Origin of the sequence: Massilia sp. TS11, assembly GCF_022012445.1 — a bacterium.
Classification (GTDB): Bacteria; Pseudomonadota; Gammaproteobacteria; order Burkholderiales; family Burkholderiaceae_D; genus Telluria.
The window spans coordinates 174,278-190,354 of sequence record NZ_JAKLTS010000008.1 but is presented as its reverse complement, the minus strand read 5'-3'; the positions used below and the strand labels follow the sequence as shown (position 1 = coordinate 190,354).

Below are 16,077 nucleotides of genomic sequence, written 5' to 3'. Positions count from 1 at the left end.
TTGCCGGACCTGACACCGTTCAGGATCTGCAAAGTTCCCGAAATGTCCGATTGCCGGACCTGACACCGTTCCGTTACTTGCAGGCGCGGAGCTTGGTGTCTTCGTATTTTTTGGCGATCGCTTCGATCTGGGCGCTGGTCGCGCTGTCGATCTCTTTGAATCGGTATTGCAGTCGTGTGGCGCTGGTCGTGCGGTCCTGCATGCGGGCGCTCTTGACGCCTTGCTTCTGCAGATTGGCCAGCAGGGCCTGGGCCGCACTCTCGCTCTTGAAGACGCCCAGCGAAATGGCCCAGCGCATCGGGCCGGAACTGGCGTCGCTCAGGATGAAATAGTCCTTCACGCCGAGCGCGCGCAGCTCGGCTGCCTTCTTCTCGGCCCCGTCCTTGCTGCCCTGCGGCGGGATCAGGACGATGTGGCTGCTTACCTCCTGCACCTGGGTGTTGTGGCGCGACTGGCGCTCGCCGAGCTTGAGGGCGCTCAGCTGGGCTTCGAATTTCTTGCCGTCGGCCTGGCTGAAGTCGCCGACCTCGAGACACTGCGGCACTTCGGCCGGCTTGGGCGGGGCCTTGGCTTCTTCGAGCGCGGCGACGGCCGCCGTGGCGCTGGCGCTGCTCATCAGCACGAGCTTCTCGGGATTGAGCTGCTGGCGCACGCGCAGCGGATCGCGGCTGCTCGCACTGAAACTGCCGAGCCAGCCTTGGCTGTAGGCGAAGACGGCGGCGTTCGCGGCCACCAGGGTCCAGACGATGAATTTCAACACGGGCGTTCTCCGAGCGCGACGGCATGCAGGCCGAGCAGCACGATATTATCGACAATCCGGTGCGGAATCGAGAGGGCGGGGCTGATATAGCTGGCCGCACCGCCCGACAGCAACAGGCTCTGGGCCTGGTGCATGCGGCAGGCGCGCTCGATGGCGCCGGCCTGGGCGGCAATGCAGCCGCTCAGGATGGCGTCGTCGGTATTGTCCGCAAAGCCCTGGGGAAACGGTGCATGCGCCTGGACCTGGGGCAGTTGGGCGGTGTTGCGCGCCAGCGAGGCGGCCATGGTGCCGAGGCCGGGCGCGATCATGCCACCCAGGAATACGCCGTCGGCGCTGATGGCGTCGATCGTGGTGGCGGTGCCGCAGGTGGCGACAATCGTGCGCTGGCCGGGCTGCATCTGCCAGGCGCCGATGGCGGCCGCAAAGCGGTCGCAGCCGAGCTGCTCGGGATCGCGGTAGCCGTTCTTCAGACCGCACGCGGCAGCGCTCGAGCGGAACCACTCGGCCGGAGTGGCGCCCAGCAGGCCGCTCAGGCGCGCGCGCATGGCGGGGCCGGCCACATTTGCGGCCAGCACGCGGCTGATGCTGGCCGCGCCCCAGATCGCGCCCAGGCGCTCGGCCTCGGCATGCAGGACGGCGCCGCTGACGCTCCAGGCGCCGAGCGAATCGGCTTCGGCCACCATGGCCCATTTGATGCGGGTATTGCCAGCGTCGATCAGCAGCAGCATGTCAGGCCTTGGGGCGCAGCGAGACGTCGCCCGCCACCACGGCCGCGCGTCCGCTGGCGGTGTCGAGCAGCAGATTGCCCTGTTCGTCCACGCCGGCTGCGGTGCCGCTTTGTAGCACGGCGCCATGGTCGAGAATCTGGACGTCGGCGCCGGCATACGCGTGGCGCGCATTCCAGCGGTCGATGAAGGCGAGGAAGCCGCGCTCTTCGAATTCGCGCACGGCATTGGCCAGGCCGTCGAGCAGGGCGGCCATCAGGGCGTTGCGGTCCATCTGGGCCAGCCAGGTGGCGTTCGCGGCCGGGCGCGCGATCTGCTGTTCGAGGTGGTCGGGCAGGGCCAGGTTGAGGCCGACGCCGATCACGCCCCACAGGGCCCCATCGGCGCTCGAGCGGCTTTCGATCAGCACGCCGGCCAGCTTGTTGCCGTCCTTGAGCAGATCGTTCGGCCACTTGAGCTGGACCTGCACGCCGAGCTGGCCGAGGGTCTCGGCCAGGGCGACGCCGACGGCCAGCGGCAGGCCGGCCAGACGCGGCAGCGGGCGGGCGAAACGCCAGGCCAGCGAGAAGGTCAGCGAGCCGGCGCTGTCGGACAGCCAGCTGCGCCCGGCGCGGCCCTTGCCGGCCGTCTGTTCGATTGCGACCAGCAGTAGCGGCGCCGTCAGGGTCGGCACGCGCGCCATCAGGTCGGCATTGGTCGAGCCGGTGCTGGCGACGACTTCGATGGCGACGCCGGCGCGGCTGTGCGCCGCAATCGCGGCGGCGGATAGTGTGCTGCTCATGGCTGGCCTCCCCGCGCCTTGTGCGGCGCCCTGGCGAATAAGGCATCGTACACCGCGTTCGGCAACAGGCGCAGGATTTTCGCCACCACCCCCATCTGCCAGGGGATCACGCGGTAGCTGTGCCCGGCCGCAATGGTGCGCACGGCCGCGGCGGCGAAGCGCTCGACCGGCATCAGAAAGGGCATCGGGTAGGCGTTCTTCTGGGTCATCGGCGTGTCGATGTAGCCGGGCGCAATCGTCACCACCTTGACCGGGCTGGCGCGCAGCTCCAGGCGCAGCGACTCGCAATAGCTGATCACGGCGGCCTTGCTGGCGCTGTAGGCCTCGGCCCCGGGCAGGCCGCGGATGCCGGCCACGCTGGCAATGCCGACCAGGCGCGCCGGGCTGCCCTGGGCCTTGAGCGCGGCCACGAAGGGCTGGAAGGTGGCGGCCGTGGCCGTCACATTGATGTCGATGATGCGCTGGAACACGGGCAGGTCTTCGGCATGCTCGGTCAGGGTGCCGGCCGACACGCCGGCATTGGCGATCACCACGTCGCAGCCGCCGTGGGCGGCCATGAAATCCTGGGCCGCGGCGGCCAGCGCGGCGTGCGCGGTCACGTCGAGCGCATAGCAGCGGTGCCGTTCGGGACGGGGCAGGCTGGCGCGCAGGGCCTCGAGCAGGTCGGCGCGGCGCGCCACCAGGCCGAGGCTGGCGCCCTGGGCCGCATAGGCGCGCGCCAGGGCGGCGCCGATGCCGCTCGAGGCGCCGGTGATGAAGACGCGCCGCATCGGCTTATTTCTTCTCGGAGATGGCCTTGGAGACCAGCACGTCCATCACCTGCAGCGCCGCCTTGTTCTGCTCGGCTTCGCTGACGGAGTCGGGCAGGGTGGCGGCGGCCTGGCTGGGCGAGGTCTGGAAGCGGCCATCGATGATGATGCGCGGCCAGTAGTCGATCTTGTAGGCGTCCATCATGGCCTTGGCGCGGCGCACGGCCGCGGCCACGCCGAACGAGCGGAAGGTGTCGGCGAACTTCTGGCGGTCGACGCCCTGCTTGGCCACCCAGTCGAACACCATCTCGTCGCGGTTCATGCGCAGGCGCTCCTTGTGGATGGCGTCATACACTTTCTGGTGCAAACGGTCGAGCTCGCCCATGGCCTGCAGCGTGAAGTACAGCTTCTGCTGGACCAGCACGTCTTCGTTGAGCGCAATCGGCACGCGCTTGAGCACGATGCGCTCGCCCTGTTTCTTGACCCAGGCGTTCAGCTCGGGCTCGAAGGCATTGCAGTGCGGGCAGTAGTAGGCGAAGAACTCGATCACCTCGATCTTCTTGCCGGTGTCGGTGTTCTGCGGGGTCGGCAGCACCACGTATTCCACGCCCGGCTGGGGATTGATCGGTGCGGCGGCCGCCAGCATGGGGGCGAGCACGGCGATCAGACACATCAGGCGGCGGAACACTTGCATGGCGACTCCTTATTTCTGGTTACGCACAACGGCGACATCGACGCCCGCTTCGGACAGCTTGGCGCGCACTTTGTTCATGGCCTCGACCTGGTTGTAGGGGCCGAGACGGACCCGGTGCAGCACGCCCGAGTCGCTGCTGCGGTCGCTGATGGCGGCTTCGTAGCCGAGCAGGGCCAGCTTGGCCTTGGCCGCTTCGGCGTCGGGCATGTCGCGGAAGGCGCCGGCCTGCAGGTAGTAGACGTATTTGTCGTCGGCGCCAGCCGCGGCCGGCGCGGCGGCGGGAGCGGCGGCCGGGGCGGGGGCGGTAGCCGCAGCTGGCTTGGCCGGCGCCGGCGTCTGGGCCGCCACCACGGCCGACGGCTTGACGCCGGCGGCGATCTGGGCGATCGGGTCGGGCGCGGCGGCCGGCGCCGCCGGGGCGGCCGGCTTCTCGTCCTTCTGGAAGTCCTTGTTGGCCTCGCGCGCGGCGTCGCCCTTGCCATACAGCGGCTTGTTGGGATCGGCCAGCTGGCCGTTCGGCAGCTCGGCCGGCTTGCCCAGCTTGCCGGACTTGTCGGTGAAGGGCGTCGAACCCTTGGTGATCACCAGGGCCACCACCACAGCCACGGCCAGGCCGATCACCAGGCCGATGATGATGCCAGTCAGGGTGTTGCCGCGTTGCTTATGGAGGACAGTCATGGTCGCTTACATTTTGTTGGGCGCCGAGACGCCAATCAGGGCCAGGCCGTTGCGCAGCACCTGGCGCGTGGCCAGCAGCAGGGCCAGACGGGCGTGGCGCAGGGCCGCGTCGTCGACCAGGAAACGCTCGGCATTGTAGTAGCCATGCAGCTCGCCGGCCAGATCGCGCAGATAGAAGGCGACCTGGTGCGGGCCGAGCTCGCTCTGGGCGCGTTCCAGCATGTCCGGATAGGCGGCCAGGGTGGCCAGCAGGGTCGCTTCGCGCGGCGAAGTCAGCGGCGACAGATCGGCCGTAGCCAGGCTGGCCTCGTCGCCGCCCCACTGGGCCAGCACCGAGCAGATGCGCGCATGGGCGTACTGCACGTAGTAGACCGGGTTCTCGTCATTGGTCTTGAGGGCGACGTCGACGTCGAACACGAATTCGGTGTCGGCCTTGCGCGAGATGAGGAAGAAGCGCACGGCGTCGCGCCCGCGCGTGATGTCGCCATTACCCGACCATTCGATCAGGTCGCGCACCGTCACATACGAACCGGCGCGCTTGGAGATCTTGACCTCCTGGCCGTCCTTCATCACGGTGACCATCTTGTGCAGCACGTAGTCGGGGTAGCCCTGGGGGATGCCGATATTGGCCGCCTGCAGGCCGGCGCGCACGCGCGCGATGGTGCCGTGGTGGTCCGAGCCCTGGATATTGATGGCCTGGGCGAAACCGCGCTGCCATTTGACGATGTGGTAGGCCACGTCCGGCACGAAATAGGTGTAGCTGCCGTCGGTCTTGCGCATCACGCGGTCTTTGTCGTCGCCGTAGTCGGTGGTTTTCAGCCACAGGGCGCCGCCGTCCTCGTAGGTCTTGCCGGAGGCGATCAGGGCGTTGACGGCGCCTTCGACCTTGCCGTCCGTGTAGAGCGAGGACTCGAGGTAGTAATTGTCGAACTTGACGCCGAAGGCCTGCAGGTCGATGTCCTGCTCGTGGCGCAGGTAGGTGACGGCGAAGTGGCGGATCGACTCCAGGTCCTCGGGGTCGCCCGAGCCCGTGGCCGGGGTGCCGTCCGAGGCCGAGACGGTCTGTTTGGCGAGGAAGTCGGCGGCGATGTCGGCGATGTAGTCGCCGTTGTAGGCCGCTTCCGGCCAGGCGGCGTCGCCCGGTTTCAGGCCCTTGGCGCGCGCCTGCACCGACAGCGCCAGGTTACCGATCTGCACGCCGGCGTCGTTGTAATAGAACTCGCGCGTCACCGTCCAGCCCTGGGCTTCGAACAGGGCCGACAGGGCGTCGCCGAGCGCGGCCTGGCGGCCGTGGCCGACGTGCAGCGGACCGGTCGGGTTGGCCGAGACGAATTCGATGATGACCTTTTTGCCGTTGCCGGAGGCGCCGCGGCCGTAGTCGGCGCCAGCTTCGAGCACGCTGCGCACGACCGACTGCTTGGCGCTGTCGGTGATGCGCAGATTGATGAAGCCGGGGCCGGCGATCTCGGCGCTGGCGATCAGGGCCTTGCCGTTCGGATCGGCCAGCAGGGCGTCGACCAGCTGGGTGGCCAGGGCGCGCGGATTGGTCTTCAGGGGCTTGGCCAGCTGCATGGCCACATTGCAGGCGACGTCGCCGTGGGCCGGGTCGCGCGGGCGCTCCAGCACCAGGTTCGGGGTCAGGTCGGTCCCCGCGAGCAGCGGGGCCAGGGCGGCCTGGAACAGGGCGGCAATCTCTTGTTTTTGTTGGGCGAGCATAGTTGAATTCTGAAAAGCAAACAGCGTCCATTATACTGGGCTTGACCCCGTACTGGCGTGCGCGGCCGCCGTGTGCATTACAATGCCGCCTTTCTACCAAGACAAGACTATGAACACCAAGCGCCCGACGCTGTCGCTGCAACCCAAGGCCCGCCCGGCCCCGGCCCGTTCCCCCCGTCCGGAACGGCCGCCGCGCGCCGCCCTCAGCAGCGGCGTGCGCCCCGATCTGAAGGCCGATTCCCTGGCCATGGCGCTGGTGGGCGCGGCCAATGCCCTGGCCCAGATGCGCGCCGGCACCACCTTGCCCCAGGCCCTGCAGGTGGCCTTCGGCGTGGCCGCCGCCGGTCCCCAGTTGCGCGGGGCGATCCAGGACCTGGCCTACCGCGGCGCGCGCCAATGGGGCCGCACGCAGGTGCTGATCGGCCTGATGACGAGCAAGGCGCCCGAGCCGCCGCTGCTGGCGGCCCTGCTGGGCGTGGCCCTGGCCCTGCTCGACACGCCGGCCGGCGCGAGCGCGCCGTATGAGGCCTTCACCGTGGTCGACCAGGCCGTGACGGCCGCCAATGCCCATCCGGACATGGCGCACGGCAAGAACATGGTGAATGCCGTGCTGCGCCGCTTTTTGCGTGAAAAAGACAGTCTGCTGGCGGCCGCCCTGCGTGAGCCCGAAGCCCAGTGGAATTACCCGCGCTGGTGGATCGACAGCCTGCGCCAGGCCTATCCGCGCGATTGGGAAGCGATTCTGGCGGCCGGCAACGCGCCGCCGCCGCTGACCCTGCGCGTGAATGTGCGCAAGACCACGGTCGAGGCCTATCTGGCCACGCTGGCGGCCGCCGGCCTCGGCGCGCGCCAGATCGGCCCGGTTGCGCTGCGCCTGGACAAGCCGGTGCCGGTCGAGCAGATCCCCGGTTTCGCCGACGGTCTGGTGTCGGTGCAGGACGCGGCCGCCCAGCTGGCCGCGCCCCTGCTCGACGTGCGCGACGGCATGCGCGTGCTCGACGCCTGCGCGGCGCCGGGCGGCAAGACCGGCCATCTGCTCGAGCTGGCCGATCTCGAGCTGACCGCGCTCGACGCCGACGCCAAGCGCCTGACGCGCGTGCAGGAGAACCTGGACCGGCTCGGCCTGACGGCGCGCCTGAAGGCCTTCGACGCCCAGTCGCGCGTGTGGTGGGACGGCCAGCCCTTCGACCGCATCCTGGCCGACGTGCCGTGCACGGCTTCGGGCATCGTGCGGCGCCACCCGGATATCCGCTGGCTGCGGCGCAAGTCGGACACCCTACAACTCGCAACACTTTCGGCCAAAATCCTCGACAACCTGTGGCAGATGCTGGCACCGGGTGGTAAATTGCTGTTCGTGACCTGTTCGCTCTGGCCGCAGGAGTCCGAGGCGCAGGCCGCCGCCTTCGCTGTGCGCCATCAGGCAAAACGGCTGGCGGCGCCGGGCCAATTGCTGCCGTCGCAGGCGCCCGACGCCGACCACGATGGCTTGTTCTATGCCCTGTTCGAAAAGAGCGCGGCCTAAACCCTTACCGAAAACGATCCTGGCGCCCACGTGATTCTTCAGTTTCTTCGCCTCCTGATCCTGTCGCTGGTACTGGCTGCGGCCAGCCTGCCGGCGTGGGCATCCGATACCGTGGAGGTGGAAAAGGCCCAGATCGAACTGAGCGACGACGGCTACAAGCTGGCGGCGGCGTTCTCCTTCGACTTGTCGGAGGAACTCAAGGACGCCCTCACGCACGGGCTGACGCTGCGCTTCAATACCGAAGTGCAGATCACCAAGCCGCGCTGGTACTGGTTCGACGAGAAATTCAATCTGGCGCGCCAGACCACGACGATTGCCTTCAATCCCCTGACACGCCAGTACCATGTGTCGGTCAATGGCGGCTTTCAGCAGCGCTTCACCTCGCTCGAGGACGCGCTGTTCCTGATCCGGCGGCCGAGCCGCTGGACGGTGGCGGCCAAGGGCCAGCTCAAGCCGGGCGACGTCTACAACGTCAATGTGCGCCTGCTGCTCGACCGCGAGCACCTGTCCAAACCCCTGCAGGTCAACGCCCTGAACAACGCGGGCTGGCGCTTCGAATCGAAGACCAAGACCTTTAGCTACAAGGCGGAATAAACGTGGTCGGGCGGGTGTTGCGCTATGCGCTCGTGGTCGGTGGCGCCATCATGGGCATCCTGCTGTTCCTGCTCGCTTCCGCCTCCGACAACTCGGGCCTGTTCGACCGCTACTATCCCTGGCTGCTGGGCCTGAACGCGCTGGCCGCGTTCGCGCTGCTGGTGCTGGTGGCGGTGTCGCTGTGGCGCCTGGTGGCGCGCTACCGCAGCGGCAAGTTCGGCTCGCGCCTGATGCTGCGCCTGGTGCTGCTGTTCGCCGGCATCGGCGTGCTGCCGGGTCTGGTCATTTTCGTCGTCTCGATCCAGTTCGTCTCGCATTCGATCGACTCCTGGTTCAATGTGCGCATCGAGCAGGCGCTCGACTCCGGCCTGACCCTGGGCCGCAATGCGCTCGACGAGGAGCTGACGGCCCTGCGCGGCACGGCCCGCAAGGTGGCGGCCCAGCTGGCCGACCGCGATCTGGACGGTACCCGCGCCGAACTCGAGCGCCTGAAGCGCAGCGAAAAAGGCCTCGACGATGCGCTGCTGGTGAATGCCTACGGCAATGTACTGCTGAGCCTGAAACCGCATGGGGCGCCCGAGGGCCAGGCCGATCTGCCCAATGGCGACATGATCGAGCATGCCGATGCGGCCGATGGCTATGCCGTGCTCGAAGGCGGGGTCGACAGCGGCGCGCGCGACACCGGTCCGCTCGACGCCGCCATGGGCCTGCGCCTGCGCGTGCTGATCGTGGTGCCCGACCATGTGGAGGCCAACCACAAGCGCTTCCTGCAGCTGATCACGCCGGCGCCGACCAATCTGGCGGCCAATGCGGCCGTGCTGACGGCCGCCTATTCCGAGTACAAGGAGCGTGATCTGGCGCGCGTCGGCCTGCGCAAGATGTATATCGAGACCCTGACCCTGACCCTGCTGCTGGCCATGTTCGGCGCGGTCGTGGCCTCGTTCGTGATTGCCGAGAAGCTGGCGACTCCGCTGCTGGTGCTGGCCGAGGGCACGGCGGCGGTGGCGGCCGGCGACTTCTCGCCGCGCCCGATCATCGAGACGACTGACGAACTGGGCACCTTGACCCAGTCCTTCAACACCATGACGCGCCAGCTGTTCGAGGCGCGCGCCGCCGTCGAGCGCAACCGCGCCGCCCTGCAGGACGCCAAGGCCCACCTCGAATCGGTGCTGGAGAATATGTCGGCCGGGGTGCTGGTGCTCGACGCCGAGTTCCGCGTGGTCAGCACCAACGAGGCGGTCGGCCGGATTCTCGGCACCAGCGACCCTGTGCTGGTGGGCAAAGCGGTGGACGAGGTCGATGCCGGGTTTGCCGAGGCGATCCGCCAGGCCTTCTCGGCCCAGAGCGCGCAGAAGGCGTCGGGCCAGGGCGCCCAGCGCACCCACTGGCAGCAGGAGATCGAATTGCCGCGCCAGGGCGGCAGCCAGGAGGACCAGGGCCTGGCCCTGCTGGCGCGCGGCTCGCGCCTGCCAGTCTCGAGCGGCAGCGGCTATATCGTGGTGTTCGACGATATCTCGGACGTGATCGCGGCCCAGCGTTCGATCGCCTGGGGCGAAGTGGCGCGCCGCCTCGCGCACGAAATCAAGAACCCGCTGACCCCGATCCAGCTGTCGGCCGAGCGCCTGCAGATGAAGCTCGAGGCCAGCCTGGCCGCGACCGAGGCCGAGCTGCTGCGCAAATCGACCACCACCATCATCAACCAGGTGGCGGCGATGAAGCGCATGGTCGACGATTTCCGCGACTACGCGCGCACGCCGCCGGCCGTGCTGCAGCCGCTCGATCTGAACGCCCTGATCGACGACATCCTCCAGCTGTATTCGGAAGGCCTGGAGCTGGGCATGATCGACACCGTGCTCGGCCCGGCGCTGCCGCGCGTGATGGGCGACCCGACCCAGCTGCGCCAAGTGATCCACAATCTCTTGCAGAACGCCCAGGACGCGCTCAGCGACCGCGACCCGGCCGCGCCGCCGGCGCGCATCACGCTGAGCACCGAAGCCGTGCATTACGAAAGCGCCGAGGGCGGGGCCGGCACGGCCGTGCGCCTGGTGATCAGCGATAACGGCCCGGGCTTTTCGCCGAAGATCCTGGCGCGCGCCTTCGAGCCCTATGTGACCTCGAAAGTGCGCGGCACCGGCCTGGGCCTGCCGATGGTGAAGAAGATCGTGGATGAGCACGGCGGGCGCATCGAGATCCAGAATCGGACCGATGGCAGCGGAGCAAGGATTGTGATTTTGCTGTTAAAGTTAGCACAGGCCTCGCCTCTGGCGGACGGGCAGGAACGCGCATAGAATCATGGTTGGCGCCGGCTTGCCCCAGGCGCTGGCCCCGGTAGGGAAATCAGGAAGGCTTACAGATGGCAAACATTCTCGTAGTTGATGATGAAATGGGAATCCGAGAGCTGCTCTCGGAGATCTTGAGCGACGAAGGCCACGCGATCACGCTTGCGGAAAATGCCCAGCAGGCGCGGGAGGCCCGTGCCCAAGGCGCGCCAGACCTGGTCCTGCTCGATATCTGGATGCCCGATACGGATGGCGTGACCCTGCTGAAGGAATGGCAGCGCGACGGCCAGCTGACCATGCCCGTCATCATGATGTCGGGCCATGCGACGATCGATACGGCGGTCGAAGCGACCCGCATCGGCGCCCTGAATTTCCTTGAAAAACCGATCGCCATGGCCAAGCTGCTCAAGGCCGTGCAACAGGGGCTGAGCCGCGCCCAGGAAGTGGCGCGCGCGCCGGTGCTGGCGGCGCGTCCGGCCGTGGCCGTGGCGCCGGCGGCCGAGGACCAGCATCCGGCCGCCGCCTTCAGCACGGGCGGCGTGGCGCCGCTGCCGCTGGCCCGCAGCGGCAATGGCGAGCTGCATCCGCTCAACCTGTCCTTCGACCTGCCGCTGCGCGAGGCGCGCGATGCCTTCGAGCGCATGTATTTCGAACATCACCTGGGCCGCGAAGGCGGCTCGATGACGCGCGTGGCCGAAAAGACCGGCCTCGAGCGCACCCACCTCTACCGCAAACTCAAGCAGCTCGGCGTCGAGCCGGGCAAGCTGTCCAAGAAGAACGGATGACCGAAACCACCCTGGTCTGGGGCGGGACAGCGGCCGCGCGCGAAGCGGCCATTGCCGCCGCGGCCGACGGGGAGGACGGCGTCGCCATCCTGATCGAAGGCCTGGCCTCGGGCCAGGTGGAATTGCCCAGCGCAACACGCGTGGCGGCCGGCTGTCTATGCTGCGCCGGCCAGCTGGTTTTACAGGTAAGCTTGAATCGGATCCTGCGTCAGGCACCGCGCCGGCTGTTTCTGGGTCTGGCCAGCGGTGAGGAGCACGTCGGGCGCCTGCGCGCCTGGCTGCAGAGCGCACCGTATGCGGCGCACCTGCATCTGACGCCCGATCTGGTTTGCCCTTGAAAGCGTGGGGGCCGGCCCCATCTAGCGTGTGCAGTCAGAGAAAGGAGTCCTCCATGCATCTCATCTACAACAGCGAGCAGTACAGCGTCGTGGAATTCGGTGCCGACCATCAAAGGGAGGCCCTGCGTTTCGGCGGTTTCGAAATCGTCGACAAATCGGGCAAGCGCGAAGTCTTCATCGGCGGCAGGCTGGCCCAGACCTTCCGCGATGACGTCAACCGCCTCATCGAAAGCGAGCCGACGATGGAAGAGGTGGACGACTTCCTCGGCAGTTACGATGTGCTCATGAGCCAGCCGGTGCTGCTGCACTGAGTGGCCAGGTGGGCGGGCCGGTGCGCCCGCCCTTGGTTTGAAAGTTGCTCAATAGTAATTTTTCGACCAGAAGGCGTCTAAAACCGTGTAGAGTGTCGGTTCTGACGTTCTGAAAGTGTAATGCCATGACCGACCCCATTCTCGAACCGCTGAATGCACGCGATTTTTACCTGGGGCGGCAACCCATTCTCGATCGCTTCCAGGGCCTGTTCGGCTACGAGCTGCTGTTTCGCGGCGCGGCCAGCGGCCCGGCCAATATCCCCAATGATCTGACGGCCACGGCCGCCGTGATCGCCCACGTGGCCCAGCTCGGCCTGGACAAGGTGATCGGCGAGTCGCTCGGCTTCGTGAACGTCGACGGTGAAGTGCTCAAGAGCGATATCTTCAACTTCCTGCCCAAAGAGAACATCGTGCTCGAGGTGGTCGAGTCGACCCGCGCCAGCGACGAGGTGATCGCGCGCATGCAGGAACTGGCCGGCCATGGCTTTCGCTTCGCCCTCGATGATGTGGTGGCCGATTCGCCCGACGTCCAGCGCTTTCTGCCGCTGATCGACTACGTCAAGCTCGACATCGCCGACGTGGCCCCGGCCACGCTGCGCGAGCTGGCCCCGCGCTTTCGCAAGGACCACAAGAAACTGCTGGCCGAAAAGGTCGAGACCCTGGACGAGTACAAGTCCTGCCTCGAACTCGGCTTCGATTACTTCCAGGGCTATTATTTCGCGCGCCCCGTCGTGATGAGCGGGAAGAAGCTGTCGCCCTCGCAGCTGGCCATCGTCGAGCTGATGAATCTGATCACCTCGGACGCCGAACATGCGGACATCGAGCGCGCCGTCAAAGGCGATGCCTCGCTGAGCCTGAACCTCCTGCGCCTCGTGAATTCACCGGCCATGGGCGCCGTCAAGCCGATCGCCTCGCTGAGCCAGGCCCTGATGGTGCTGGGCCGGCGCCAGTTGCAGCGCTGGCTGCAGATCATGCTGTACGCGGAACCGAACCGCGGCAATGGCGGCGGCAATCCGCTGCTGGCCCTGGCCACGACACGCGGCCGCCTGCTCGAGCTGCTGTCGAACCGCCTGCGCCCGCACGACCGCGAGCGCGCCGACATGGCCTTCACGGTCGGCATCATGTCGCTGATGGATGCGCTGTTTGGCATCCCAATGAACGAGATCATCACCCAGATCCCCGTCAACCAGGATGTGGCGCGCGCCCTGATCGAGCGCGATGGCTTCCTCGGTAATCTGCTCTACCTGACCGAATGCGTCGAACGCATCGAGGAACGCGAGGAAGACCTGCTACCGACCTTGCGCGGGCTGGCCATCTCCACGGATGAACTGGTTCATCTGGAAATGGCCGCCTTTGAATGGAGTGACCGAGTCACCCGCAGCACGCACTGAAGGCGTGGTGATGTGCCCTTAGCCGGACGTGGAGCCGGCCCACTTCTGGTGCAGTTCGGGGTCGCTCTGCAGCTCCCACAAGCCGAGTACCACGACGGCCACGCCGACGATGACGGCATTGGCCACCATGGCCTGGTTATCGGTCGTGCGCAGCGCCCAGGGCGACAGTGCCGTCCAGACCCCGACCGCCATATTGAGCAGTACGGCCCACAAATAGGTGCTGTACAAATCGAAGGCCGCAAGGATGGCCATGAGCAGGCCCGAGACATGGGCATTCATGGCGAGCGGCGAGTCGGCGGCGATATTCATGGCCCAGGGGGACACGAATAGCCACAGACCCAGCAGCAGGATGACCTGATCCTGCCAGCGTTTGGTCGAGAAATGGATTGCCATATCAACACCTCCGTATCAGGGTATATGCATTTAGAGCCTGACGTTTGTCATAAAGTTCAATGCACTTCTCCCTGGTGTTGTTGATGTCAATCAGGCTACACTGCCTCGCGTCATTACCGAAGGAGCAAGCATGAGCGAGGTGTTGTTGGAAGTGGCGGACCTGGTCAAGTCCTATGGAAGCCGGCGCGCGCTCGACGGCGTGTCCTTCCAGGTGCGCGCCGGCCAGACCGTTGGCCTGCTGGGACCGAACGGGGCCGGCAAATCGACCACGGTGGCGATCATCGCCGGCCTGCTGCGCGCCGACCAGGGCAGCGTGCGTCTGGACGGCCAGGCGATCGGGGCCGGCGTGACCGCGGCCAAGCGCCAGATCGGCCTGGTGCCGCAGGACCTGGCCCTGTATGAGGACCTGCCGGCGCGCGACAATCTGCTGCTGTTCGGCGCCCTGTACGGCATGCCGCTGGCGGCGCGCCGTCAGCGCTGCGCCGAGGTGCTGGCGCTGGTCCAGCTGAGCGAGCGCGCGGGCGACAAGCCGAGCACCTTCTCGGGCGGCATGAAGCGCCGCCTGAACATCGCCGCCGCCCTGATGCACGACCCCAGGCTGCTGATCCTCGACGAGCCCACGGTCGGCGTCGATCCGCAGAGCCGCAATGCGATCTTCGACACGCTCGAGGCGCTCAAGCGGCGCGGCTGCGCCCTGATCTATACCTCGCACTACATGGAGGAGGTCGAGCGGCTGGCCGACCACATCGTGATCATCGACCACGGCAAGGTGCTGGCCGACGCCAGCCCGGCCGAACTGTACCGGCGCCTGCCGGCCCAGGCGGCGCTCAGCCTGAGCCTGGCCGCGGCCCCCGATCCGGCCCTGCTCGCGGCCCTGCGCGCCCAGCCCGGCGTGACCCGCATCGACAGCACCGGCGACCAGCTGGTGCTGCGCCTGCACAGCCAGGAGCAGGCCCTGCCGGTGCTGCTGTGGCTGCAGAACCAGGGCGTGGCGCCCACCCATTTCGCCACCGCCAGCACCAGCCTTGAAGACATTTTCCTGAACCTGACCGGGCGCACCCTGCGCGACTGATGCCATGACTGCCTTTCTCGCCCTGATCCGCAAGGATCTCCAGCTCTACCTGAGCGAGCGCCGCGCGCTCCTGATGCACGTGATCATGCCGATCGTGCTGGCCGCCTTCTTCGGCTTCCTGTTCGGCGGTTCCGGCAAACACGAAACCAGCAAGATCGACATCGCCGTCGTCCAGCAGGACACGGGCGTGCTCGGCCAGCGGATCGGCGCCGGCCTGGCCGCCGATCCGAATCTGCACGTCAGCGTGCTGAGCCTCGAGGCCGCGCGCGAGCAGGTGCGCAAAGGCAAGCAGAAAGTGGCGATCGTGATTCCGCCCGGCTTCGGCGCGGCGGCCGGCAAGGCCCTGTTCGGCGCCGGCGAGCGCCCCAGCCTGGAATTGCTGTACGACCCCAGCGAGGGCGCCGTGCTGGGCATGGTCAAGGGTCTGCTGACCCAGCAGGTGATGCAGCACGTCAGCAGCGAAATGATGAGCGGGCCGAGCGGCCAGCAGTTCATCGACGAGAGCCTGCTCGCGCTCGCCCACAAGGACGATGCCGAGACGCGCCGTCTGCAGCAGCTGCTGGTGGAGGTCAAGCATTATCAGCAGCGCCAGCCGGGCGCCGCCGGCCAGGCCGCACCGGCCGGCCTGAGCATGCCGTTCGCCACCCGCGACCAGGCCATCGTGGCCGGCGCCGCCATGGCCAATTACAACGGCTACGCGCATTCCTTCGCCGGCATGAGCGTGCAGTTCATCCTGTTCATGGGCATCGACATGGGCATCGGCATTCTGCTGGCGCGCCGCAGCGGCATCTGGAACCGCCTGCTGGCGGCCCCGGTCAGCCTGCACACCGTGCTGCTGGCGCGCGCCGCCTCGGCCGCCCTGATCGCCAGCGGCCTGATGGCCGTGGTGTTCGGCGTGGCCATCCTGGTGTTCAAGGTCAGCATCGGCAATCCGCTCGGCTTCGTGCTGGTGGCCCTGAGCTTCGCCCTGTTCACGGCCTGCTTCGGCCTGCTGATCGCGGCCTTCGGCAAAACGCCGGAAGCGGCGCGCGGCCTGGCCGTGTTCGCCACGCTGATCCTGGTCATGCTGGGCGGCGCCTGGGCCCCGTCCTTCATCTTCCCGCCGTGGATGCAGACCGCCACCCTGGCCGTGCCGACCCGCTGGGCCGTCGATGGCCTCGACGCCATGACCTGGCGCGGCCTCGGCCTCGAGGCGGCGCTGGTGCCGGCCGCCATCCAGCTCGGCTTTGCCCTGCTGTTCGGCGTGCTGGCCCTGTGGAAGTTCTCGGCCGACGCGCGGCGCGCCTGAA

The 16,077-nt window shown here is 67.5% G+C and carries 17 protein-coding genes; 9 read left to right on the top strand and 8 right to left on the bottom strand.

All coding sequences use genetic code 11. The features are described from left to right. Positions 1-73: 73 nt before the first annotated feature. The 7 genes from LZ005_RS14155 to argS are packed head-to-tail and all read right to left on the bottom strand — an operon-like array spanning position 74 to position 6,103. A complete protein-coding gene (locus LZ005_RS14155; protein ID WP_237808720.1) occupies positions 74-760 on the bottom strand; it encodes an SPOR domain-containing protein in 687 nt (228 codons plus the stop codon). Next, positions 754-1,488: a type III pantothenate kinase gene (locus LZ005_RS14150; protein ID WP_237808719.1), complete on the bottom strand. Its 735-nt coding sequence runs from the start codon at positions 1,486-1,488 to the stop codon at positions 754-756. The genes LZ005_RS14155 and LZ005_RS14150 overlap by 7 nt, the downstream gene beginning before the upstream one ends. 1 nt (position 1,489) lies before the next feature. Further along, positions 1,490-2,266, bottom strand: coding sequence for a biotin--[acetyl-CoA-carboxylase] ligase (locus tag LZ005_RS14145; RefSeq protein ID WP_237808718.1), 777 nt, complete (start codon positions 2,264-2,266; stop codon positions 1,490-1,492). After that, complete coding sequence (locus LZ005_RS14140; RefSeq protein ID WP_237808717.1) at positions 2,263-3,036, bottom strand: SDR family oxidoreductase; 774 nt, start codon at positions 3,034-3,036, stop codon at positions 2,263-2,265. Before LZ005_RS14140 ends, LZ005_RS14145 begins: the two co-directional genes overlap by 4 nt. Before the next feature lie 4 nt (positions 3,037-3,040). Beyond that, on the bottom strand, positions 3,041-3,709 hold the full coding sequence (locus tag LZ005_RS14135; RefSeq protein ID WP_237808716.1) for a thiol:disulfide interchange protein DsbA/DsbL: 669 nt from the start codon (positions 3,707-3,709) through the stop codon (positions 3,041-3,043). 9 nt (positions 3,710-3,718) lie between these two features. Then, positions 3,719-4,387, bottom strand: coding sequence for an SPOR domain-containing protein (locus tag LZ005_RS14130; RefSeq protein WP_237808715.1), 669 nt, complete (start codon positions 4,385-4,387; stop codon positions 3,719-3,721). A gap of 6 nt (positions 4,388-4,393) precedes the next feature. Next, positions 4,394-6,103 carry an arginine--tRNA ligase gene (argS, locus tag LZ005_RS14125; RefSeq protein ID WP_237808714.1) on the bottom strand — a complete coding sequence of 570 codons (1,710 nt, stop codon included), beginning with the start codon at positions 6,101-6,103 and terminating at the stop codon, positions 4,394-4,396. Positions 6,104-6,212: 109 nt separating this feature from the next. Here argS and rsmB point away from each other — a divergent pair, with 109 nt between their 5' ends. The 7 genes from rsmB (at position 6,213) to LZ005_RS14090 (ending at position 13,323) form a co-directional block, all read left to right on the top strand. Continuing rightward, the gene (gene rsmB, locus LZ005_RS14120) at positions 6,213-7,625 is read left to right on the top strand and encodes a 16S rRNA (cytosine(967)-C(5))-methyltransferase RsmB (RefSeq protein WP_237808713.1); all 1,413 of its coding nucleotides are present in this window, start codon (positions 6,213-6,215) and stop codon (positions 7,623-7,625) included. Between the two features lie 30 nt (positions 7,626-7,655). Beyond that, entirely contained in the window at positions 7,656-8,219 is a 564-nt protein-coding gene (locus tag LZ005_RS14115; RefSeq protein WP_237808712.1) for a DUF4390 domain-containing protein, read from the top strand. A 50-nt stretch (positions 8,220-8,269) separates the two neighbouring features. Continuing rightward, positions 8,270-10,507 carry an ATP-binding protein gene (locus tag LZ005_RS14110; RefSeq protein ID WP_237808763.1) on the top strand — a complete coding sequence of 746 codons (2,238 nt, stop codon included), beginning with the start codon at positions 8,270-8,272 and terminating at the stop codon, positions 10,505-10,507. A 65-nt stretch (positions 10,508-10,572) separates the two neighbouring features. Then, positions 10,573-11,283: a response regulator gene (locus LZ005_RS14105; RefSeq protein WP_237808711.1), complete on the top strand. Its 711-nt coding sequence runs from the start codon at positions 10,573-10,575 to the stop codon at positions 11,281-11,283. Continuing rightward, positions 11,280-11,621 (top strand): GTPase, encoded by a 342-nt coding sequence (locus LZ005_RS14100; protein ID WP_237808710.1) that lies wholly within the window; start codon positions 11,280-11,282, stop codon positions 11,619-11,621. Before LZ005_RS14105 ends, LZ005_RS14100 begins: the two co-directional genes overlap by 4 nt. Before the next feature lie 53 nt (positions 11,622-11,674). Then, complete coding sequence (locus tag LZ005_RS14095; RefSeq protein WP_237808709.1) at positions 11,675-11,932, top strand: DUF3567 domain-containing protein; 258 nt, start codon at positions 11,675-11,677, stop codon at positions 11,930-11,932. Between the two features lie 125 nt (positions 11,933-12,057). Further along, positions 12,058-13,323 (top strand): EAL and HDOD domain-containing protein, encoded by a 1,266-nt coding sequence (locus LZ005_RS14090; protein WP_237808708.1) that lies wholly within the window; start codon positions 12,058-12,060, stop codon positions 13,321-13,323. Positions 13,324-13,341: 18 nt separating this feature from the next. Here LZ005_RS14090 and LZ005_RS14085 read toward each other — a convergent pair whose 3' ends face one another. Then, positions 13,342-13,716 (bottom strand): SPW repeat protein, encoded by a 375-nt coding sequence (locus LZ005_RS14085; protein WP_237808707.1) that lies wholly within the window; start codon positions 13,714-13,716, stop codon positions 13,342-13,344. A gap of 130 nt (positions 13,717-13,846) precedes the next feature. On the opposite strand from LZ005_RS14085, the gene LZ005_RS14080 reads away from it, so the two are divergent. Together LZ005_RS14080 and LZ005_RS14075 are read left to right on the top strand one after the other, a co-directional pair. Continuing rightward, a complete protein-coding gene (locus tag LZ005_RS14080; protein ID WP_237808706.1) occupies positions 13,847-14,788 on the top strand; it encodes an ABC transporter ATP-binding protein in 942 nt (313 codons plus the stop codon). 4 nt (positions 14,789-14,792) lie between these two features. Continuing rightward, positions 14,793-16,076, top strand: a complete 1,284-nt coding sequence (locus tag LZ005_RS14075) for an ABC transporter permease (protein ID WP_237808705.1) — start codon at positions 14,793-14,795, stop codon at positions 16,074-16,076. The last annotated feature ends 1 nt before the right edge of the window (position 16,077 follow it).

Coding starts and splice junctions, on each gene's coding strand:
- LZ005_RS14140 (WP_237808717.1), bottom strand. CDS start 3,036: ATGCGGCGCGTCTTCATCACCGGCGCCTCGAGCGGCATCGGCGCCGCC.
- rsmB (WP_237808713.1), top strand. CDS start 6,213: ATGAACACCAAGCGCCCGACGCTGTCGCTGCAACCCAAGGCCCGCCCG.
- LZ005_RS14075 (WP_237808705.1), top strand. CDS start 14,793: ATGACTGCCTTTCTCGCCCTGATCCGCAAGGATCTCCAGCTCTACCTG.
- LZ005_RS14080 (WP_237808706.1), top strand. CDS start 13,847: ATGAGCGAGGTGTTGTTGGAAGTGGCGGACCTGGTCAAGTCCTATGGA.
- LZ005_RS14150 (WP_237808719.1), bottom strand. CDS start 1,488: ATGCTGCTGCTGATCGACGCTGGCAATACCCGCATCAAATGGGCCATG.
- LZ005_RS14130 (WP_237808715.1), bottom strand. CDS start 4,387: ATGACTGTCCTCCATAAGCAACGCGGCAACACCCTGACTGGCATCATC.
- argS (WP_237808714.1), bottom strand. CDS start 6,103: ATGCTCGCCCAACAAAAACAAGAGATTGCCGCCCTGTTCCAGGCCGCC.
- LZ005_RS14085 (WP_237808707.1), bottom strand. CDS start 13,716: ATGGCAATCCATTTCTCGACCAAACGCTGGCAGGATCAGGTCATCCTG.
- LZ005_RS14090 (WP_237808708.1), top strand. CDS start 12,058: ATGACCGACCCCATTCTCGAACCGCTGAATGCACGCGATTTTTACCTG.
- LZ005_RS14100 (WP_237808710.1), top strand. CDS start 11,280: ATGACCGAAACCACCCTGGTCTGGGGCGGGACAGCGGCCGCGCGCGAA.
- LZ005_RS14135 (WP_237808716.1), bottom strand. CDS start 3,709: ATGCAAGTGTTCCGCCGCCTGATGTGTCTGATCGCCGTGCTCGCCCCC.
- LZ005_RS14145 (WP_237808718.1), bottom strand. CDS start 2,266: ATGAGCAGCACACTATCCGCCGCCGCGATTGCGGCGCACAGCCGCGCC.
- LZ005_RS14095 (WP_237808709.1), top strand. CDS start 11,675: ATGCATCTCATCTACAACAGCGAGCAGTACAGCGTCGTGGAATTCGGT.
- LZ005_RS14110 (WP_237808763.1), top strand. CDS start 8,270: ATGGGCATCCTGCTGTTCCTGCTCGCTTCCGCCTCCGACAACTCGGGC.
- LZ005_RS14105 (WP_237808711.1), top strand. CDS start 10,573: ATGGCAAACATTCTCGTAGTTGATGATGAAATGGGAATCCGAGAGCTG.